Here is a 16,447-nt window from a genome sequence, read left to right as displayed (position 1 = left end):
TCTGAGACTGGCGACCATTCGTCGGCGGAGGTCTGCAACTGCTGTATGACCTTGTCGATGGCATTCTTCTCCTCTTCAGGTGGGTAGCCGTGCCTGGCGAGCAGCCAGCCCGACCGTCTTACGAATATCGGCCGGGACGTTCAAGGTTGATCTTAGATACGCCTTCAATACAAGTACACACGTTCCCTAGACCATTTTCTCCTGTTCCATAGTCATTTCGCTGGGTTAGCAGCATTCCCCCGCCAAGGGACCCCTACCTGCGCTTACGATGCCCTGCGGCTCGGCGCTCCCCCACCTTCACGAGATCGGCGAGATGGCAACACAGGAACAGATCGAGACGGTGAGGCGGCACATTGAACACTTGCGAGACCAGCATGCGGGCGACGTGATCTCGCTTGCCCATCTGGTCGATGCCGGCGCACTAAAGGGCCCGGCCGGCGACAGGCTCGCCGCCGATCTCCGGGCGTGGGACCGAGCCTTCAAGGACCTGTTCACCCGCTCCCTGGCACTGCTCGCCACCCTCCAGCCGTCCGATCCAGGCGTCCAGCGGTGAGCCCTCAGGTCGGCATCAACCCCACACTGATGATCCAGTTGATCAACGGCATGAAGCGGGTCAGCAGCACTCTCCCCGACATCGGCTTCCAGTTGGAACGCTCCATTACCTCACTGGGAGTGCAGTTGTGGGGCCCCACCCAACTCCACGCCATCGCCCGCCAACTGAGCGACCAGATCCCCGCACTCCAGGGCCGCCTCGACCTGATCCTCGCCGCCCCGGATCGCAACTCCGGCAAGGGCGGCCTGCTCTGGGCGGACGAATCGGCCTGGCTCTCGAAGTCCCCTGCCGAGGGCGCGGCCTCCGCCAAGACCCTGGCCACGAAGCTCCGGGATCAGATCGCCCGCCACTCGCTCGACGCCAAAACGGTCGCCGAGATCGAACGGCACAAGAACGACCCGTACTTCGCCCTCGCCTTCACCAAGGAGATCCCGCCTCGCGAACTCAAGTCCCTGATCGCCAGGGCGTACGGGTCCGGCCTGTCGCCGTCGAGCCGGCCGCTGCAGTACGACGCCGCCACGCAGGACCGGCTGGCGACCATGCTGAGCACAATCCTGGGCACGGCCTCGCGCGGAGTGGGCCGGATGAGGCTGGCCACCGACTACGCCGACCGGTTGGTGGAGAACGTCGAGGACCCCCAGGACGCGTTCGCCGTCAAGAAGCTGCTCCAGGACGGCGACTTCGACCATACATTCCTGCTCACGGTGGTCACGAAGCTGTACGACAAGGACGTGGCACACCCCCCTGACCTCAGCCTCCCGCGGGATCCCTGGACGATGCCGGGCCCAAGGGACGCCGTACCCAGCGATCTCAGCCCGATGGGTACGGCCCTCGCCGCGCTGGCCCATCACCCCGCCGTCGCCCAGGACTTCTTCACCGACCCGCAGCGCAAGCCGTTGGCTTATCTGATGCGGCAGCATCCTTGGAATGGGAACGCGGATGCCGATCTGGGGTGGGCGATCGAGGCGGCTGCTACCGAGTTTCGGGATCATGACTTGCCATCGGGTGGGTCGCGGGGGTACAAGTCGGCGTTGATTGCTTCTTGGGCGGTTCGATTCTGGAGCGATCCAAGGGTTCAGGCAAACCTGCCGCAGTCCCGAGCCCACCTCGGTAAAATCCTTGCTCAGTACGTTGGAGACGTGCACCGAGACACGCAGGCATTCAGCAGCGAGTTGCCGGGCGTGGCAATGAGCCTGGACCCGGACAAGAACCTACGCGGCGAGGAACCTTATGGCGCCAGATTTAATGGGAGCGACATCAAGCGGGCCATGACATGGGCATTCAAAGATAACGGAGTGTTCGACGGCGTAGTCGCCGCGCATGGGCTGTATTCAGCCAAGATGCTCGACGAACTGGCTGACATGGTGGCTATGGAAGTCAGAGCCGACTTCACCGTGTGGCGGAAGTCGCACCCTGAAGCCACGCTGCAGGAACTCGACGCCATGCGACAGGACATACTCGAAGAGCGTATGAGTCGCAGTGGAGGGGCCGCATTCGCCCGGGCGGCTAGCGACCTCAGCATGACGACGTGGGTCATCACTGATGCTGCCAACATCTCCGATATCAGCGCGGCAAAGGAGAACGATGCACGCTTCGCTGCTTTCAAAGAAATGGCCGAGGAAGTCGTTGGATCGACCCCAGGACTTCAGGGGAAGTTCATCGGCCTGATGGTTGACTCAGCCAGGAGGACGGTCTTCGGAGGGGTCAAGTCCAGCCTCGAAGAACAAGCTCGTGAGGACGCGGACACTGCACTAGGGATGACTAAGCATATGTTCGCCGATCTTACGGCGGCCACCATGATGCGCCACGGCCTCTTCGGGGACGCATCAGCGGCCGCCAAGACCCACCCATATCGCCATAAAGACTTCGCCCCAGGCGCCGTCGGCCATTTTTTGGCCAATGGGGAAATAAGGCCATGGGCCGAGATGAGTGCCGATCAACGCGTTGCCTACGACGAGTGGCTAAGACTAAACGATACCGGCCGCGTTTTCGGTCGGCCTGATGCGGCCATCACGAGCGGCTTCCAAGATGCCAAGAACGTCTATTCCGAGCACGGCCAATGAAGGCTCAACCTTTCATTGCCATAGCCATGATTGCCCTTGCAACGGCATGCACGCTCACTCTACCGCCAGATGCACGTCCACTGGGCAATGTGACCACAGCCCCGCAGGAATGTGGCCTTATTTCGACAAGAGCTATCAAGATCGCTACCGGACTTAAGGACTACAAAGCTTTCGGAACAAAAATTGACTTGGGCCGACGTTTCGGGTCGTGCTCCGTGAGCGAGGACCTGGGTACAGAGGGCAGGCAAAGACTCTTGATCGAAGTCTTTGAGCCTTCCCCCATCAGCCCGGAAGGACTGGAAAATACCAAATCAACGACGCAGGGCTATAACCTGCCCTACGAATTTGGTCCTGGCTTCGCAGCTCGACGAAAGAACGCCCAAGATCAGAGCATCGCATTCGTCTACGGCTGGACACCGGACTACAAGCGCCTTCTCACCATCAACATCATCGAAAACGCACCAGGCCGAGACTCCCTGGCCGACGCAACCGAGTTCTTCCGCCAGCTCAAGCCTCTACTGCTGATCGCTCCGAAGTGAGGCCCCGGGAGCGCAGAACCTCATCCAACTGCTGAACGTAGCTGGTCGCCGCCCAAGGCTCCAGTCGGGCTCGCGCTTGGCCGATCTCCTGACTCAGCCGGGCCGAACTGTGCTGCCTGGTGATATGGGCAGCCTCCGTCAGCCTGGCCGCTGCTTCCGGGATCTCCTTGGCCGTGGTCAAGGCGCTGGAGTACCGAGCAAGCAGCAGTCCATGACGCCGCTTGAACTTAGGGTCGATACCGGCCAGCAGACGCTCCGCCGCCGCTATTACAAGTCCGGGTTGAGCCAACCTGACCTGCAAGGCTCCGCTCACGGTCTCCACCACCGACGGCGTAGCCCAGGAAAGGTAATCCGGATGGTTGTCGTTAGACGTTCCTGCTGACGCAATTGCCCTTTCATGCGCACGGGCACTCGCAGCCGTATTCCCCTCGGCGGCGTAGGCGCGCGAGAACAACATTTCGTGCAGCGCCCCCACTCGCTTGCTTGGAGAGCGGGCGGCCCAGCTTCGAACCGCGAAGGCATGGTCCAGGACCGCACCGGTGCGGTTCTGGTCGGCTGCCATTCTGCCCAGCCAGTAATGCATGTAGGCGACCAGCGTAGGATCCCCAAGGTCGAGCGTCGCACGCAGCCCGTCACGCAGTGCTTGCTCGGCCGCCGCGTAATCGCAGAGGTCATAGGCGAGGAAACCCGCCAGCTGGGCCATCTGCCCGTAGGTATCGAGAAGCCGGTTACGCAGGCTGGACGGCATCGACTCCCTTGCAAGAAGCCTGCCTATCGCCGCCCGCTGCCCGTTGACCATGGGCAACAGCGGCGCGGGGCCTGACACGTCGTCCGCCCGTCGCGCATGCAACGAGAGTTTCTCGAAGGTCCGCACTGTGCTCTCGTCGACCCGCCACGTGTTGCGCAGCACTCCAGCCAGGCGCTCCCCCTCTTCTGGAGTGAGGGTACGCAACAGGTCGAGCGCCCGGCTCCCGCCGAGGACCAGAGCCAACTCGAAGAGTAGTTCCCGCCGCCTCACGTCAGCCTCCTCCGCGCTGGTGGCGCGCAGCAACCGGATGCACTCTGAGGCGTCCAAGTGCGACGTGTCAGGGGATTTGACTGCTGCACTTACTGCCATGGTGACACGACGGGGAGACGAAAGCCGGTTGGCGTCCAGGTCGCGGAAATCCGCTGCGCAGATCAGTTCACGGTCAGCGGCGCCGTACGACACCAGGATCTCGTCGCGTACGAGGCTGCGACCGTCGATCTCGTAGATCTTGGCCAGTCGGGCGAGGAGGCAGGTGGGTGGCCGGCGGCCCGCCTCTGGCCAGGATTCGTAGTCGTACAGCCGTGAATCCCGCAGTGTGGCGGTGCCGGCCGGGTCGGCGTCGTTGACGGCGGCCACCACGTCGGCGGCGGTGCGGCCGTGCGCCAGTCGGTACAGCCGCAGCGGGCTGACCCGGTGGGTGAGCGCGAGCACGTCCGCGACCTGCTCCCACGTGAAGCCCTTTTCCCTCAGCCGTTTGCTCCAGGCGCGGGCCTGGAGCAGCACGCGGTAGCCCTCACCGGACATCCGTGCCCCCTTTGACCTGCAAGCGCGCACTGATTGTAAAGCATTGGTCACGTTCCGCACGAGCGCCGTGGAGAGTCCGTCAGGCCGCATCGGGACGCTACTCCAGACGCTGGCGCATTCCTGCAGGTCAGCGGGATATGGGGACGGGTGGTTGATCGGATGCGATGGGGATCCACCGTGCGCTCAGCTCACGGCACCGTTGTGGCGACGAACCAACGGCCTATGTACGCATGGAGGATTGCGGTGCCTGACATCACGCTCATCCCCCGCCAACGCGACCGGTCCCCGACCCTGGTCTCGCGCGAGCACGTCGATGCGATGATCGACCTGTACCCCGGCGGCCTCACCTGGCGGCGTACCTTCCGGGGGACACTCGACCAGATCCCCCACGCCCGCCACTTCGTCCGCTACCTGCTGGCCGATTCCCTCTGTCATGAGGACGCCGAGCAGGTCGTCGCCGAACTCGCCGCCAACGCCGTTCAGCACACCGCCAGCAACGACCCTGGCGGCACCTTCATCATCGAGATCACCCGAACCGCCGCCGAGGTGACCATCGCCGTCTACGACTGCGGCTGGACGGGCGTGCCGCTGTTCGGCAGGCGCTGCCGTACGGACGTCGAGCACGGCCGCGGCCTGGCCATCGTCGCGGCGCTCGCCGAGGAAGTCGGGTACGAAGGCGGCGATGAGACAGGGCACAGGGTATGGGCCACAATCCGCGCTCGCCCGAGCGCATGAGCTTCAAGGTGAGCCGGGCACGATCACCGTGAGTACGCTCGGCGCCTCCGGGGACAGGACGGTCACGTTCTCGGTGGTGCGCAGGTAGCCGGGGGCGATCAGGCCTGGGCGCACCGCCTGGCCCGCGCCGGGGAAGTGGAGCAGGGTCACGCGGAAGCCGTCGTCGTCGCCCAGGACGATCGTCCCGTCGTGCTGGGACAGGACCTTGAGTGATGGGTCGAAGTGCCACAGGCTGCGTAGGGTGCCGGAGGGGACGGAGTCGTGGATGGTCAGCCGGTCGGGGGCGTGGTCGGCGAGTACGCGGCGGGTTCTGGGCACTCCGTAGGCGTCGTCGGTCAGCTCGAAGGACTGGTGTGAGGGGGCGATGGAGGAATTGAGCAGGTGGGTGGGGGTGCCGGGGCGGAAGCTTCCGGTGGTGGGGATCGGGACGTTGTGGGCCTCCGGGGAGCGGGTCCAGCTCACGTAGCCCGTTTGTTCGTAGGAGTGGAAGCCCGCCTCGACCAGGATGCGGTGGCCTTGGGCTGAGTAGGTGATGCCGAGGTGGTCCTCGTGGCCGTGGAGGTGGCGGCCGGGGCCGAAGCGGATCGAGTAGTAGGCGGAGCGGGGGTCGTTCCAGGTGGTTCTGCAGAAGGCGTAGCCCGCGTCGAACACGCGCGCCGTCGGGCCGGGCGTGGGGAAGCCGGGTGCGCGCGTGTCGGCGGGGCTGTCGCCGATGGGGACGAGGTGGCCGTCGGGCTGGGTGGCGTGGGCCACGTACGCCTCCAGCGCCTCTCGCCTGGACACCAGCCGTTCCGGCACCTCGGCCCCGCTCTCGCGGATGGCGCGCAGGGCGACGCCGAGGCGGCGGTGTACGTACAGGCCGTAGCGGGGGGCCTGTTCGTGGAGCGCTCCCTGGGCGTCGATGGCGAGTTCGGCCGAGGCGGTCATTCTGCGGATGGCGAGGTCGCGCCAGCGGGGGCGGTCCAGGCGGCAGCCGACGACGAGCAGGGCGATGTCCTGGTCCAGGCCGTGGTTGTGGCCCTGGCGGTAGAGGGAGGAGTCGGCGAGGACCTCACCGTGGTCGGCCAGGGCGGTCCACAGGCGCTGGGTGTGGATGTGCTCGCTCAGGCACACCAGTGCGGGGGCGCGCAGGGCCACCGCGTGTTCGGCCCATGCCCATGGGCTGACGTTCCTGCCGCCGAGGGGGTTCGAGCGTAGCCAGTGGTCGGTCACGGTGGCGGCGCGGTCCAGGTACGCCTGCTCGCCCGTCTTCTCGTATTCGCCCACCAGGCGTCCCATCCAGCGCAAGGTGTGCAGGTTCAGGGCCCAGGTGCGGTTGCCGTGCGGGTTCGCGGTCCAGTCGATGTCCGCGCCGAGCTGGACGGGTGGCAGGCCGGCGAACGTCACCAGGCCGCGCATCACCTCCTCCGTCTTGATCCCGGGGAACTGGTCGCTCAGGCAGATGACCCTGCCTGAGGTCGTACGGGCACGCCAGAACACCTCGTGGCTCCTGTTTCCGGGCGCGCGGGACCCACGTACGACGCACTCGCCTTCAAAAGGCGGCGCGGGGCCTACGCGCGGTGCTCGATGGGAATGGTCAGGCGGGGCCCTCGTCGGTCCAGCCAGCCGTGAGAACGGTCAGGCGGGGCCCTGGTCGGTCCAGCCAGCCGTGAGAACGGTCAGGCGGGGCCCTGGTCGGTCCAGCCGGCCGTGAGGACGAGTTCCGCGTGGCCGTCGCTGTCGGTGCTGGATAGCACCTGTGAGGAGGCCGGGTCGATGATCAGCGTCCGCGAGACGCCCGAGGGCAGGTCGAAGGCGAACGCCTGCCCGGCGCGGCCCCGCGTGTCCGTGGCGTCGCCCAGGTAGCGGACCTCGGGCAGGTCGGCGAGCGCGCGGTAGGCGGCGGCACGTACGCCGGGCGCGGACGGCTTGGTCCACAGCAGGCCGCTCAGCGCGTCGGCGAGCAGCCCTTTCGAGGAGCCCGCCGGCAACATCGCGGCCACGCGCGAGCGCAGCGCGCCGGGGTCGGAGGGCAGGGCCTGGATCTGCTCGTACGTCAGGTCGCGCCCCGCCATGGTGAACGGCGAGCGCCCGGTGACGCGGCTGGTCCGGCCCTGTTCGGCGGTCCACGCCTGACCCTGTCTGGTCACCCAGAGGTCGGTCTCTCCGCCGCTGTCACGAAATTTCCTGACATGCCAGTAGGTGCCGTCGGTGGCAGAGGAGGCAGCGGAGGTGGCGGCCGCCAGGAGGATCGATCGGCCCTGGACGAGGTCCGACGTGCCCGGAGCCACCGACTCCGACGTGCCCGAAGCCACCGACTCCGACGTGCCCGGAGCCACCGACTCCGACGTGCCCGGGTTCACGGGCTTGGGCGTGGCGGGGCTCACGTACGTCGTGTACAGGAGGATGGTGGCGAGGGCGGCGGGGATCGCCAGCCAGGTCAGCCGTCTGCGCCGCCGCCGGGCCGTCACCCGGCGCCACACCCGGTGCTGGGCTCCCGGGTCGGGGCGCGGCTTGCCGTACAGGTCGCGGATCAGCTCATCCACCGACGGCCACCTCCCCGAGCAGGGCGCGCAGCTTCTTTCTCGCCCGGTTCAGCCGGGATCCGACGGTGCCGTACGGGATGCCGAGCGCGGTGGCGATCTCGTCGTGGCTGAGGCCGGCGAGCGCGACCAGCAGCAGGACGTCGCGGTCGCGCCGGTCAAGTCCGGCCAGGGCGGCGGCCAGTTCGGGGCGCAGGCTCTGGGCGCTGACCCGGACGGCGACCGACTCCTCGTGGCCCGGCGAGTCGGCGTCGGGGCCGAAACGGCCGAGGGCGCGCAGGGCGCGGGCCTCCTGGCGGCGGTGTTTGCCGATGAGGTTGGTGGCGATGCCGTACAACCAGGCGCGCACTCCGGCGCGGGACGGGTCGTACTGGGCGCGCTTGCGGAACGCGGTGAGGAACGTCTCGGCGACGATGTCCTCGGCGAGGTCGGGGCCGAGGCGCTGGGCGACGTAGGCGTGGATCTCGCCGAAGTGGGCGTCGAACACGGCCGCGAACGCCTCCTCGTCGTCCAGGGCCACGGGCGCGCCACCCGCGAACGCCTCCTCGTCGTCCAGGGCCACGGGCGCGCCGCCCGCGAACGCCTCCGTGTCCTCCAGGGCCACGGGCGCGCGGGCCGCCCAGGGCGCCATGGCCGCGATGGTCTCCCCCGTCATGTGCAACCTTCCGATGTATCAGTGTCATCTCTTATCACCCGATACACCGGATCGCTTTCACGGCGGGCTCAGGAATCGCCGTACGTCGGCGATCTCGTCGTCGAGCGGCCCCTGTGGCAACGCGTCGAACGGCCGCACGTCCACCTGGGCGCCCTTTCGTCCCCACACGCCCCTGATCAGGCCGTTCACCAGCACGACCGGGCGGAGGACGCCGCCTCCGGGGAACACCTTGCCCGTGTGCTCGGCCGCCAGGATCGGGGCTCTGCTTCGCCAGCCCATCAGGTACTCGTCGAAGGCGGGCGCGAGGCGTACCAGCGGCTGCTCCTCCTCCTGGGGCGGCGGGACCGACGCGCTCAGGCGCCAGGCCGTGCGGGACTGGCCGAGCGGGAGGCCCGACCAGGTGGCCAGGTCCTCGGGGGTGGAGGGGTGGTGGGAGCGGCGGTAGCGGGTGGCGAGCTCTCCGAGTGCGCGGTCGCGGTCGGGTTCGGGGGTGATGGGGGCGCCCAGCCAGTCTTCTGCGTGTACGTACGTGGGCTTGCCGGCGCGGAGCGGGCCCAGGACGGCGAGGCCGTGGTGGGCGGCCAGGGCGACCAGGTGGACGATGCCCTGGCCATGGGCCTGGCCTGACAGGCGTTCCTCCAGGTCGGCCTTGGTGAGCGGGCCCTGGCCTTCGAGGGCGCGGGTGATGAGGGCGAGCGGGTCGGCGGCGGTGATGCCCTCCTCGGTGAGGCGGCGCAGGGTGTTCGCGGGGGTCCGGCTGGTGAGGGGGTGGATCCAGGGGAGGTCGTCGGCGTGGATGAAGTGGAGGGTGCCGCGTGGGCCCCAGGTTCTGACGATCTCGCGGGAGTGCCAGGCTGACTCGACGTCCGCCGGGGTGAGGGTGGCCGAGCGGGCGCGGAAGGCGAGCAGGGCGGAGGGGACGTCCTGGGCCTGCATCGCCGCCAGGTGCCGGACGATCTCGCCCGCCGCCAGGCCGGGCGGGCGGTGCAGGAGTTGCGCCTCGACGCTTCTCATCTCAGGACGATCCGGTTGCGGAGGCGGGTCGTGAGAGAGGTGCGGGCTCGTACGGCTCTGCGGATGGCGTCACTGTGGCGCCAGGCCTCGGTGGCGGCGGCTTCGGTGCCGGCTTCGGGGGCGTACCGGACGAAGTTTGAAATTTCGGCCAACGGCCGGAGATGTGTGGAAATGTCGCCCGGCTGGCGGGACAGTACGTCGCCCGCCGTCAGCGCGTGCTCGCCCTTCAGCCCCAGGTCGTCGCATGTCTGCCGCCACGCTCCGAGCACCCGCTGCTCGGGCCCCTGGGCGCGGCGGCGGCTCCGCCTGCGCCACCAGGGCACCGCGACGACCACGCCCGCGTACGCCACCAGCAGCGCGCCCCCCGCCACCCCCGCGACCACCCACGCGGACGGACCGCTCGACGGCTGCTCGTCCTGCTCGCCGGCCTGCGGCTGGGACGTCTTGGGCCGGTCGCTGCCGCCCTTGGCGAACTCGCCCTCCAGCTCCTCGCTCTCCTCGATCGCCGACGACACGACCTCATGGTCGTCCTTGGCCCCGCCCCGGCCCGGCGTCGGGTAGAACGGCCGCCACCCCAGCTTGTCGAACTTGATCTCCGCCCAGGCCATCACGTGGCCGGACTTGACGTGGTACACCCCGCCGGACGCCTGCCCAGGACGGAACCCCACGACCACCCGCGACGGCAGCCCGAGCGTCCTGGCCATGAGGGCGAACGTGGCCGCGAACTGCTCCGACGTACCCCGGTGGGTGGTCCGCAGGAAGAACTCCAGGCCCTTGAGCGAGTGCCCGGGGGGCGCGGTGACGTCGTAGGTGGCGTTGGTGCGCAGGTAGCTCTGGAGCCGGTACGCCTGCCTGATCGGCTCGTCGGCGCCCTTGACGGCCTGCTGGGCGAGCCTGCGGAAGAGCTGCTCCTGAGGGCCGTCGGGGAAGGCGGTCAGGGCCGGATCCCGTACGGGCGTGGCGGCCAGCAGGTCCTCCTTGGACGGCTTGGGCACCTGCGAGGTCACCTCATAGCTGAACCCCTTGCCGGGCTTGGCGGCGGCCAGCAGCGCCCCGCTCCCGGGGTCCACCGCCAGGCCGCGCACGCCGGTGACCTCCTCCGGCCGCTCGGCGGCGGGCAGCCAGGTGCCGGGCAGGCCGTCGAAGGTCACCTTCTGATGGACGACGTCCGCCGCGCCCGTCCACTCTCCCTCAGGGACCCGGCCGCCGGTGGGCTGGAAGCGGGCGCTGGAGGTCCAGCGCACCCCGTCGTACCGGTCGAGCACGGCCAGCCGCCAGTTGAGCGGTTTGTCGGCCTTGACGGTGAACAGGTCGCGGTCGGGGATCTGCAACCACGCCGAGACGCGGTCGAGCGGGCTGACGCTGTCCACGCGTCTCGGTGGGGGCAGGTCGACGTCCTTCCTCGGGTTGTACGGCTGCGCGGCGACGGGCAGCAGCGGGCCCGCGACCAGCGCCAGCGCGGCCAGCGCGGCGGCCGCCGGGATCCCGGCCAGCAGCCAGACCGGGGGGCGGTCGTCGCGGAGCAGGGCGAGGGCGGCGATGAGCACGAACAACGCCGCCGCCACCGGCAGGTTCGAGCCCTCGCCGTCCACGCCCAGCAGCAGGGAGACGCCGTAGACGATCAGCGCGGGGATGACGGCGGCGATCCTGGTCCTGGTGCGGGTCAGGGTCTCGGCCGCGATGGTGGCGGCGGCCCAGACGAGCGTGTGGACGAGGACCAGCAGCTCGGGGTCGGGCTGGGCGGGGAGGAGGGTGGTGAGCAGGGCGTGCCAGGAGTTCGCCACGTCGGCGAACACGGTGGGGGTGAGGGTCCGGTAGAGCGGGACGGTGCCGGCCAGCCAGACGATCACGTCCAGGGCCAGGGCCAGCCAGAGGGGGCGGCTCCTGGTGAGGGCCGCCACGGCGGCTGGGGCGATGGCTGCGGGGACGATGGCCAGGAGCAGCTCCGTGCCGGGGAAGACCCGGTGGAAACCCCAGCCCGCCACACCCGTGATGGCCGCTGCCAGGGCCAGGCACGCCAGCCGCCGCCACAGCGGGCCGTCCTGCCGTTCCGCGCCCGTGTTCGTCGCGCCTGTGCCCGCGCCCGCGTTCGTCGCGCCTTGCCGGCCATCGCCCGGCGCGCCGGTCCTGGCGCGCCGGCGCGACCCCGCGCGGCCACGATTCGACGACCGGGCGCCCACAGGCCCACCGCCGTGCGCCGAGCCCGGGTTTCCCGGCGGCGGGCCGTAGGACGGCACAGCAGCTCCAGGAGGCGAGCCGTAAGGCGGCGCTGCGGCCAGGTCCGGACCTCCGGGTGGTGAGCCGTTAGGCGGCGCTGCGGCCGGGTTCGGGCCTCCAGGTGGCGGGCCGTATAGCGGTGGCGCGGCGGGGCCTCCGGGTGATGGGTCGTAGGGAGTCGTGGCCGGCGGCGGGCCGTAGGGCGGCGGTGTGGCCTGGTTCGGGCCTCCGGGTGGTGGCGTGTAGGGGGCCGTGGCGGGTGGGGGGCCGGGTGGGTCGGTGGGCCGGGCGGATTGGTCGCCGCTCCACGTGCCGTGCGTCATCGGGCCCCCCAGAGCAGCGGCAGCTCCTCCAGCGAGGTGATCCGCACGACCGTGACCCCGGGCGGGCCGGTCGGGCCGGGTTCGGGGCCGACGTACACGCAGATGACGCGGTCGAACCGGCGGCGCACCCCCGCGACCCGCCCCGCCTCCGACGGGTCCCCCGTCACCAGCACCAGCGAGCCCCCGCCCCGCGCCATCCGCAGGACCTCCGTGACCCCGCCAGGGCCGGGTGACACCAGGGCCAGGCGGTCCAGGACGGTGTCGGCGTCCGTCCTGGTGTCGGGGAGGCCGGCGCCGGTCAGGACGCGTACGGGGAAGCCGGCCCGGGCGGCGGCGACCGCGACCGAGGCGGCCGCGTCCACGGCGGTCTCCGTCAGGTCATGCGTGTCCAGGAGGACAGTGGTGGTGGGGAGGCTGGCGTCGATGAGCTGGCGGACCATGAGGGTGCCCGTGCGGGCGCTGGATCGCCAGTGCACGTGGCGGAGGTCGTCGCCCACCACGTACTCGCGCAGGGTGTGGAAGGTGACGGTGCCGCTGGGCGCGTTGTCGCTGGTGGGGCCCTCCAGGTGGTGGGCCCTGCCGGAGGGCGGGACGGGCAGGGGGAGGGTGCGGGGGCGTACCAGGAGGGTGGTGGGCAGGCCGTACTCGCGGACCCGGCGCGTGAGGCCGAACGGGTCGGCGCGCACGAGCACGAGCGGCCCCACCGGGATCTCGCCGCGCTCGCCGGTCGGCAGCGGGTACGAGACCGTGCGCGCCGACCCCTTGGGCAGCCTGGGCAGGTCGATCGTGTGCTCGGAGGTCCCGATCCTGTCCTGGGCGCGCAGGCCGGACAGGCCGCGGCGGCCGAGGTTGGCCACGTTGAGCACGGCCACGGCGGCGTCCCCGCGTGGCACCTTGAGCGGCGTGACCTCCCGGTGGACCTCCAGCCTGGGCCTCGGAGCGGTCCAGGCCAGCGCGGCGGCCAGGGCGAGCAGGGCTCCGGTGGCCAGCACGACGGGTTCGGGGTAACCGAGCGCGAACCCCGCCGCGTACAGGACGACGGCCCCGGCGAGCGTGCCCCAGCCCAGCGGGGTCAGCACCGCGGTCGGCCGCACCTCATGCCGCCTGCGGCACCGGCATCCCGGCGAGGATCTCGCCGAGCACGACGGCCGCGGTGACCTCGCGCAGTTCCGCCTCGGGCGTGAGGATCAGGCGATGCGCCAGCACCGGTACGGCCAGCGCCTTCACGTCCTCCGGCACCACGAAGTGCCGCCCGGCGGCGGCGGCCTTGACGCGTGCGGCCCGCAGCAGCGCGAGGCTCCCGCGCGGGCTGGCGCCGAGCCTCAGGTGCGCACTCGTACGGGTGGCGCCGCACAACGCCACGATGTAGTCGTAGACCGGGTCGGCCACGTGGATGCGCGAGGCGAAGTCGATCATCCCCGCGACGTCCGACGCCCGCGCCACCACGGGCAGCCGCTCGACCTGCGGCCCCGTCGGCATGCCCTTGAGCACCTCGACCTCGGAGGCGTGGTCCGGGTACCCGACGGAGATCTTCATCAGGAACCGGTCGAGCTGGGCCTCGGGCAGCGGGTAGGTGCCGTCCATGTCCACCGGGTTCTGGGTGGCCACCACCAGGAACGGCCTGGGCACCGGATGCGGCTCGGCGTCCACCGTGACCCGGCGCTCCTCCATGACCTCCAGCAGCGCGGCCTGCGTCTTCGGGGAGGCGCGGTTGATCTCGTCGGCGAGCACGATGTTGGCGAAGACCGGCCCGTGGTGGAACTCGAACTTCTGGTGCGCCTGGTTGAAGATCGACACGCCGGTGATGTCGCTGGGCAGCAGGTCCGGCGTGAACTGGATACGCCGCCACTCCGCGTCCACGCTGGCCGCGACGCACCGGGCGAGCGTGGTCTTGCCGGTCCCCGGCACGTCCTCCACCAGCAGGTGCCCCTCGGAGAACAGGCAGACCAGGGCCAGCTCGATGGCCTCGTGCTTGCCCCGGATGATGCGCTCGATGTTGCCGGCGAGAAGCTGGAACCGCTGGGCGAACTGGCCGGCGAGCTGTTGCGGCTGCTGTTGAGGCTGCTGTTGCAACTGCTGCTGGTACGGCTGCGCGCCCTGCTCGAACTGGTCCTGATAGTTGTACTGGGTCAACTGAGTCCCCTTCTCAGTCGGTGCACTCGAAGAGCGGCGCTTCGGGGAAGCCGCCGCCGTCCGGAGTCGCCACCAGAGTGTCGTTCAGGTAGCCGTTGCCGTACTGGCTCTCGATGCGGTTCCAGATGTCGCTGGACTTGCCTGTCGACTTGTCGGTGTACGCCGTCCCCTTGACCTGGCAGATCACCGTCAGGGTGATGTACTGGCCCTGGGGGATCTTGTTTCCTTCCCCGCTGGTCGACGGCCCGGGACGAATGATCGTGTTGGTGTCGTTGTTGCTGGCGTTCTTGTACTGCTGCCTCGGGTAGGCCAGGTCCACCTCGGTGGTGGCCACGTCGGGGCTCTCTCCGGCCGCGTTCCTGGCCTTGAGCTCGAAGGTGTGCTTCTGGTTGTTCTTCAGGCCGTCCACGGTGAACGAGGTGCCCTTGATACCGTTGTTCGTGGCGGCGCCGGTCAGTTCGTACGTGGTGGCGTCATCGGCGCCCTCGGGGGCGGTCCAGGTCAGCTCGGCGCCCCGGTTCCTGGCCTTGGCCGTGAAGCCGCCCGGTGAGCCGGGCGCCACGCAGGGTTTGGCCCCCGCGCTCGGCTCCGACTCGACCTCGCCGCCCGACCAGTGCGCGACCACCACGAACGTGTACTCCTCCGCGCAGTCCCCGCCCGTGAACTCGAACTGGAAGGGCCCGTTCGCGTCCACCGCCTGCGGCACGGACCTGCCCTCGCCGGAGGTCTGAAGCGTGTAGCGCTCGACCTTGCCCCCGTCGGACGGGCTGAACGTCACCGTCACCTTGCCGGGGCCCGACCTGGCCGCGACGGCGCCGGGCGCGGACGGCGCCGACCGCGCCGGGGGGGCCGTGCGCGTCGGGGTCCTGGTGGGCTCGCGGGTCGGGGTGGGGCGACGCTCAGGAGTGGTCGTGACCGGGTCGGGGTCGGGATCGGTGTCGGTGCGCGTGGGGTCGGGGATGGGCGTGCGCTTGGGTTTGGGGGTGCTGGTCGGCCCCGGTACGTCGGCGTCGTCCTTGTCGATGTCGTGCTTGCGGCCCTCAGGGTCGATGACGACGGCCTTGTCGCCGTTCTCGTCGTTCGCCCACAGCAGGCCGTCCTTGACGAACACGTCCACCGGGCCCGGTTCCCGCGCCACCTGGAGGGTCGTCGGCCTGCCGCCGGCGGCGCTGTCCCAGACGATCAGCGAGCCGCTGCTCCGGTCCGGCACGTACACCTTGGAGCCCAGCACCTGCGGCACCCCCAGCTCGGCCAGCTCGGTCGGGTCGTCCGCGGCGAGCTTGGTGCTGAGCACGGAGTTGGAGCCGGTGTCGATCACCACGAGCAGCCCCGAATCGGCGGGCGTCAGGATCGGCACCAGGGAGCCCTCGGTGGCGGCCGGGGTGAGTGCGCCTCCCTTGGCGGCCTGGGCGACGCCCTTGGGCAGCGTGATCTCGCCGACGCCGCCGTCCGAGCCGATGATCGTGGCGGTGGCGGCGCGGCTGTTGACCACGACGGGCAGGCCGCCGGCGATCGTGACCGACAGCTCCTCGCCGGGCTCGCCGACCTTGATCGGGTCGGCCGCCGCGCCGTTCGACACCGGTACGACCTCACCCTTCGCCGTCACCGGCACCCACAGGCGCCCGCCGCCGTCGATGCGCGCCGCGCCGAGCGGTCCGGGGAGCGTGATCGGGGCGCCGACGGAGTTGAGCGTGGCCGGGTCGATCTGCTGGATCTTGCCGGCCGCCGGGTCCACCGCGTAGCCGGTGGCGCCGGACACGGCCAGCTGCAGCCCGGCCGCGCCGAAGTCGCGGGTCTGGGCCACGCTGAGCTGGCTGGGCTCGACGCGGCTGACGTATCCCGTGCGGTCGTCGACGAGCAGCACGTTGCCGCCGTCCTGCACGACGCGGAGCTGCCGGCCCGCCTTGTCGTTCAGGTAGCCGTCCACCTCGCCCGACAGGCCGTTGACGTGCACGATCTTGCCCCTGGCCTTGGTCCAGAGCCACGCCCCAACGTCGGCCAGCTTGGGATTCGCACTGGACACGCCCACACCGAACCACGCCGCCACGGCGACCAGGACCACGGCCACCGCGCCGGCGATCAGCGCCGTGGCGCGATCGCCTCGGAGCATGCGCACGCGTCACTCACTTCGGTATGTACGA

13 protein-coding genes are annotated in these 16,447 nt (G+C 69.8%); 4 read left to right on the top strand and 9 right to left on the bottom strand.

Annotated features, from left to right (window positions below; all coding sequences use genetic code 11):
• Positions 1-361: 361 nt before the first annotated feature.
• From ACFPZ3_RS36125 to ACFPZ3_RS36115, 3 genes are all read left to right on the top strand, one after another.
• Positions 362-553, top strand: a complete 192-nt coding sequence (locus ACFPZ3_RS36125) for a hypothetical protein (RefSeq protein ID WP_379518810.1) — start codon at positions 362-364, stop codon at positions 551-553.
• A complete protein-coding gene (locus ACFPZ3_RS36120) occupies positions 550-2,616 on the top strand; it encodes a hypothetical protein (protein ID WP_379518809.1) in 2,067 nt (688 codons plus the stop codon). Before ACFPZ3_RS36125 ends, ACFPZ3_RS36120 begins: the two co-directional genes overlap by 4 nt.
• Before the next feature lie 215 nt (positions 2,617-2,831).
• Positions 2,832-3,155 carry a hypothetical protein gene (locus ACFPZ3_RS36115; protein ID WP_379518808.1) on the top strand — a complete coding sequence of 108 codons (324 nt, stop codon included), beginning with the start codon at positions 2,832-2,834 and terminating at the stop codon, positions 3,153-3,155.
• On the opposite strand, the gene ACFPZ3_RS36110 is transcribed toward ACFPZ3_RS36115, so the two are convergent.
• Entirely contained in the window at positions 3,124-4,707 is a 1,584-nt protein-coding gene (locus tag ACFPZ3_RS36110) for a hypothetical protein (protein ID WP_379518807.1), read from the bottom strand. The genes ACFPZ3_RS36115 and ACFPZ3_RS36110 overlap by 32 nt on opposite strands.
• Before the next feature lie 243 nt (positions 4,708-4,950).
• Here ACFPZ3_RS36110 and ACFPZ3_RS36105 point away from each other — a divergent pair, with 243 nt between their 5' ends.
• A complete protein-coding gene (locus ACFPZ3_RS36105; RefSeq protein ID WP_379518806.1) occupies positions 4,951-5,442 on the top strand; it encodes an ATP-binding protein in 492 nt (163 codons plus the stop codon).
• Positions 5,443-5,445: 3 nt separating this feature from the next.
• On the opposite strand, the gene ACFPZ3_RS36100 is transcribed toward ACFPZ3_RS36105, so the two are convergent.
• From ACFPZ3_RS36100 to ACFPZ3_RS36065, 8 genes are all read right to left on the bottom strand, one after another.
• On the bottom strand, positions 5,446-6,921 hold the full coding sequence (locus ACFPZ3_RS36100) for a heparinase II/III domain-containing protein (RefSeq protein WP_379518805.1): 1,476 nt from the start codon (positions 6,919-6,921) through the stop codon (positions 5,446-5,448).
• A 179-nt stretch (positions 6,922-7,100) separates the two neighbouring features.
• On the bottom strand, positions 7,101-7,967 hold the full coding sequence (locus ACFPZ3_RS36095; protein ID WP_379518804.1) for a CU044_5270 family protein: 867 nt from the start codon (positions 7,965-7,967) through the stop codon (positions 7,101-7,103).
• Positions 7,960-8,619 carry an RNA polymerase sigma factor gene (locus ACFPZ3_RS36090; RefSeq protein WP_379518803.1) on the bottom strand — a complete coding sequence of 220 codons (660 nt, stop codon included), beginning with the start codon at positions 8,617-8,619 and terminating at the stop codon, positions 7,960-7,962. Before ACFPZ3_RS36090 ends, ACFPZ3_RS36095 begins: the two co-directional genes overlap by 8 nt.
• Before the next feature lie 57 nt (positions 8,620-8,676).
• Complete coding sequence (locus ACFPZ3_RS36085) at positions 8,677-9,633, bottom strand: winged helix DNA-binding domain-containing protein (protein ID WP_379518802.1); 957 nt, start codon at positions 9,631-9,633, stop codon at positions 8,677-8,679.
• Positions 9,630-11,870: a transglutaminase TgpA family protein gene (locus tag ACFPZ3_RS36080; protein ID WP_379518801.1), complete on the bottom strand. Its 2,241-nt coding sequence runs from the start codon at positions 11,868-11,870 to the stop codon at positions 9,630-9,632. Before ACFPZ3_RS36080 ends, ACFPZ3_RS36085 begins: the two co-directional genes overlap by 4 nt.
• A 299-nt stretch (positions 11,871-12,169) precedes the next feature.
• Complete coding sequence (locus ACFPZ3_RS36075; RefSeq protein WP_379518800.1) at positions 12,170-13,267, bottom strand: DUF58 domain-containing protein; 1,098 nt, start codon at positions 13,265-13,267, stop codon at positions 12,170-12,172.
• Position 13,268: 1 nt separating this feature from the next.
• Positions 13,269-14,306 carry an AAA family ATPase gene (locus ACFPZ3_RS36070; RefSeq protein WP_379518799.1) on the bottom strand — a complete coding sequence of 346 codons (1,038 nt, stop codon included), beginning with the start codon at positions 14,304-14,306 and terminating at the stop codon, positions 13,269-13,271.
• Between the two features lie 13 nt (positions 14,307-14,319).
• Complete coding sequence (locus ACFPZ3_RS36065) at positions 14,320-16,416, bottom strand: fibronectin type III domain-containing protein (protein WP_379519025.1); 2,097 nt, start codon at positions 16,414-16,416, stop codon at positions 14,320-14,322.
• Positions 16,417-16,447 lie beyond the last annotated feature (31 nt).

The sequence above is a fragment of the Nonomuraea insulae genome (assembly GCF_042656245.1).
The sequence above is the reverse complement of the archived record's forward strand: the minus strand, read 5'-3'. Positions and strand labels throughout refer to the sequence as shown.

Bases quoted from the DNA above. Each gene is read 5' to 3' on its own strand.
- ACFPZ3_RS36110 (WP_379518807.1), bottom strand. From the start codon at position 4,707: ATGTCCGGTGAGGGCTACCGCGTGCTGCTCCAGGCCCGCGCCTGGAGC.
- ACFPZ3_RS36090 (WP_379518803.1), bottom strand. From the start codon at position 8,619: ATGACGGGGGAGACCATCGCGGCCATGGCGCCCTGGGCGGCCCGCGCG.
- ACFPZ3_RS36085 (WP_379518802.1), bottom strand. From the start codon at position 9,633: ATGAGAAGCGTCGAGGCGCAACTCCTGCACCGCCCGCCCGGCCTGGCG.
- ACFPZ3_RS36065 (WP_379519025.1), bottom strand. From the start codon at position 16,416: ATGCTCCGAGGCGATCGCGCCACGGCGCTGATCGCCGGCGCGGTGGCC.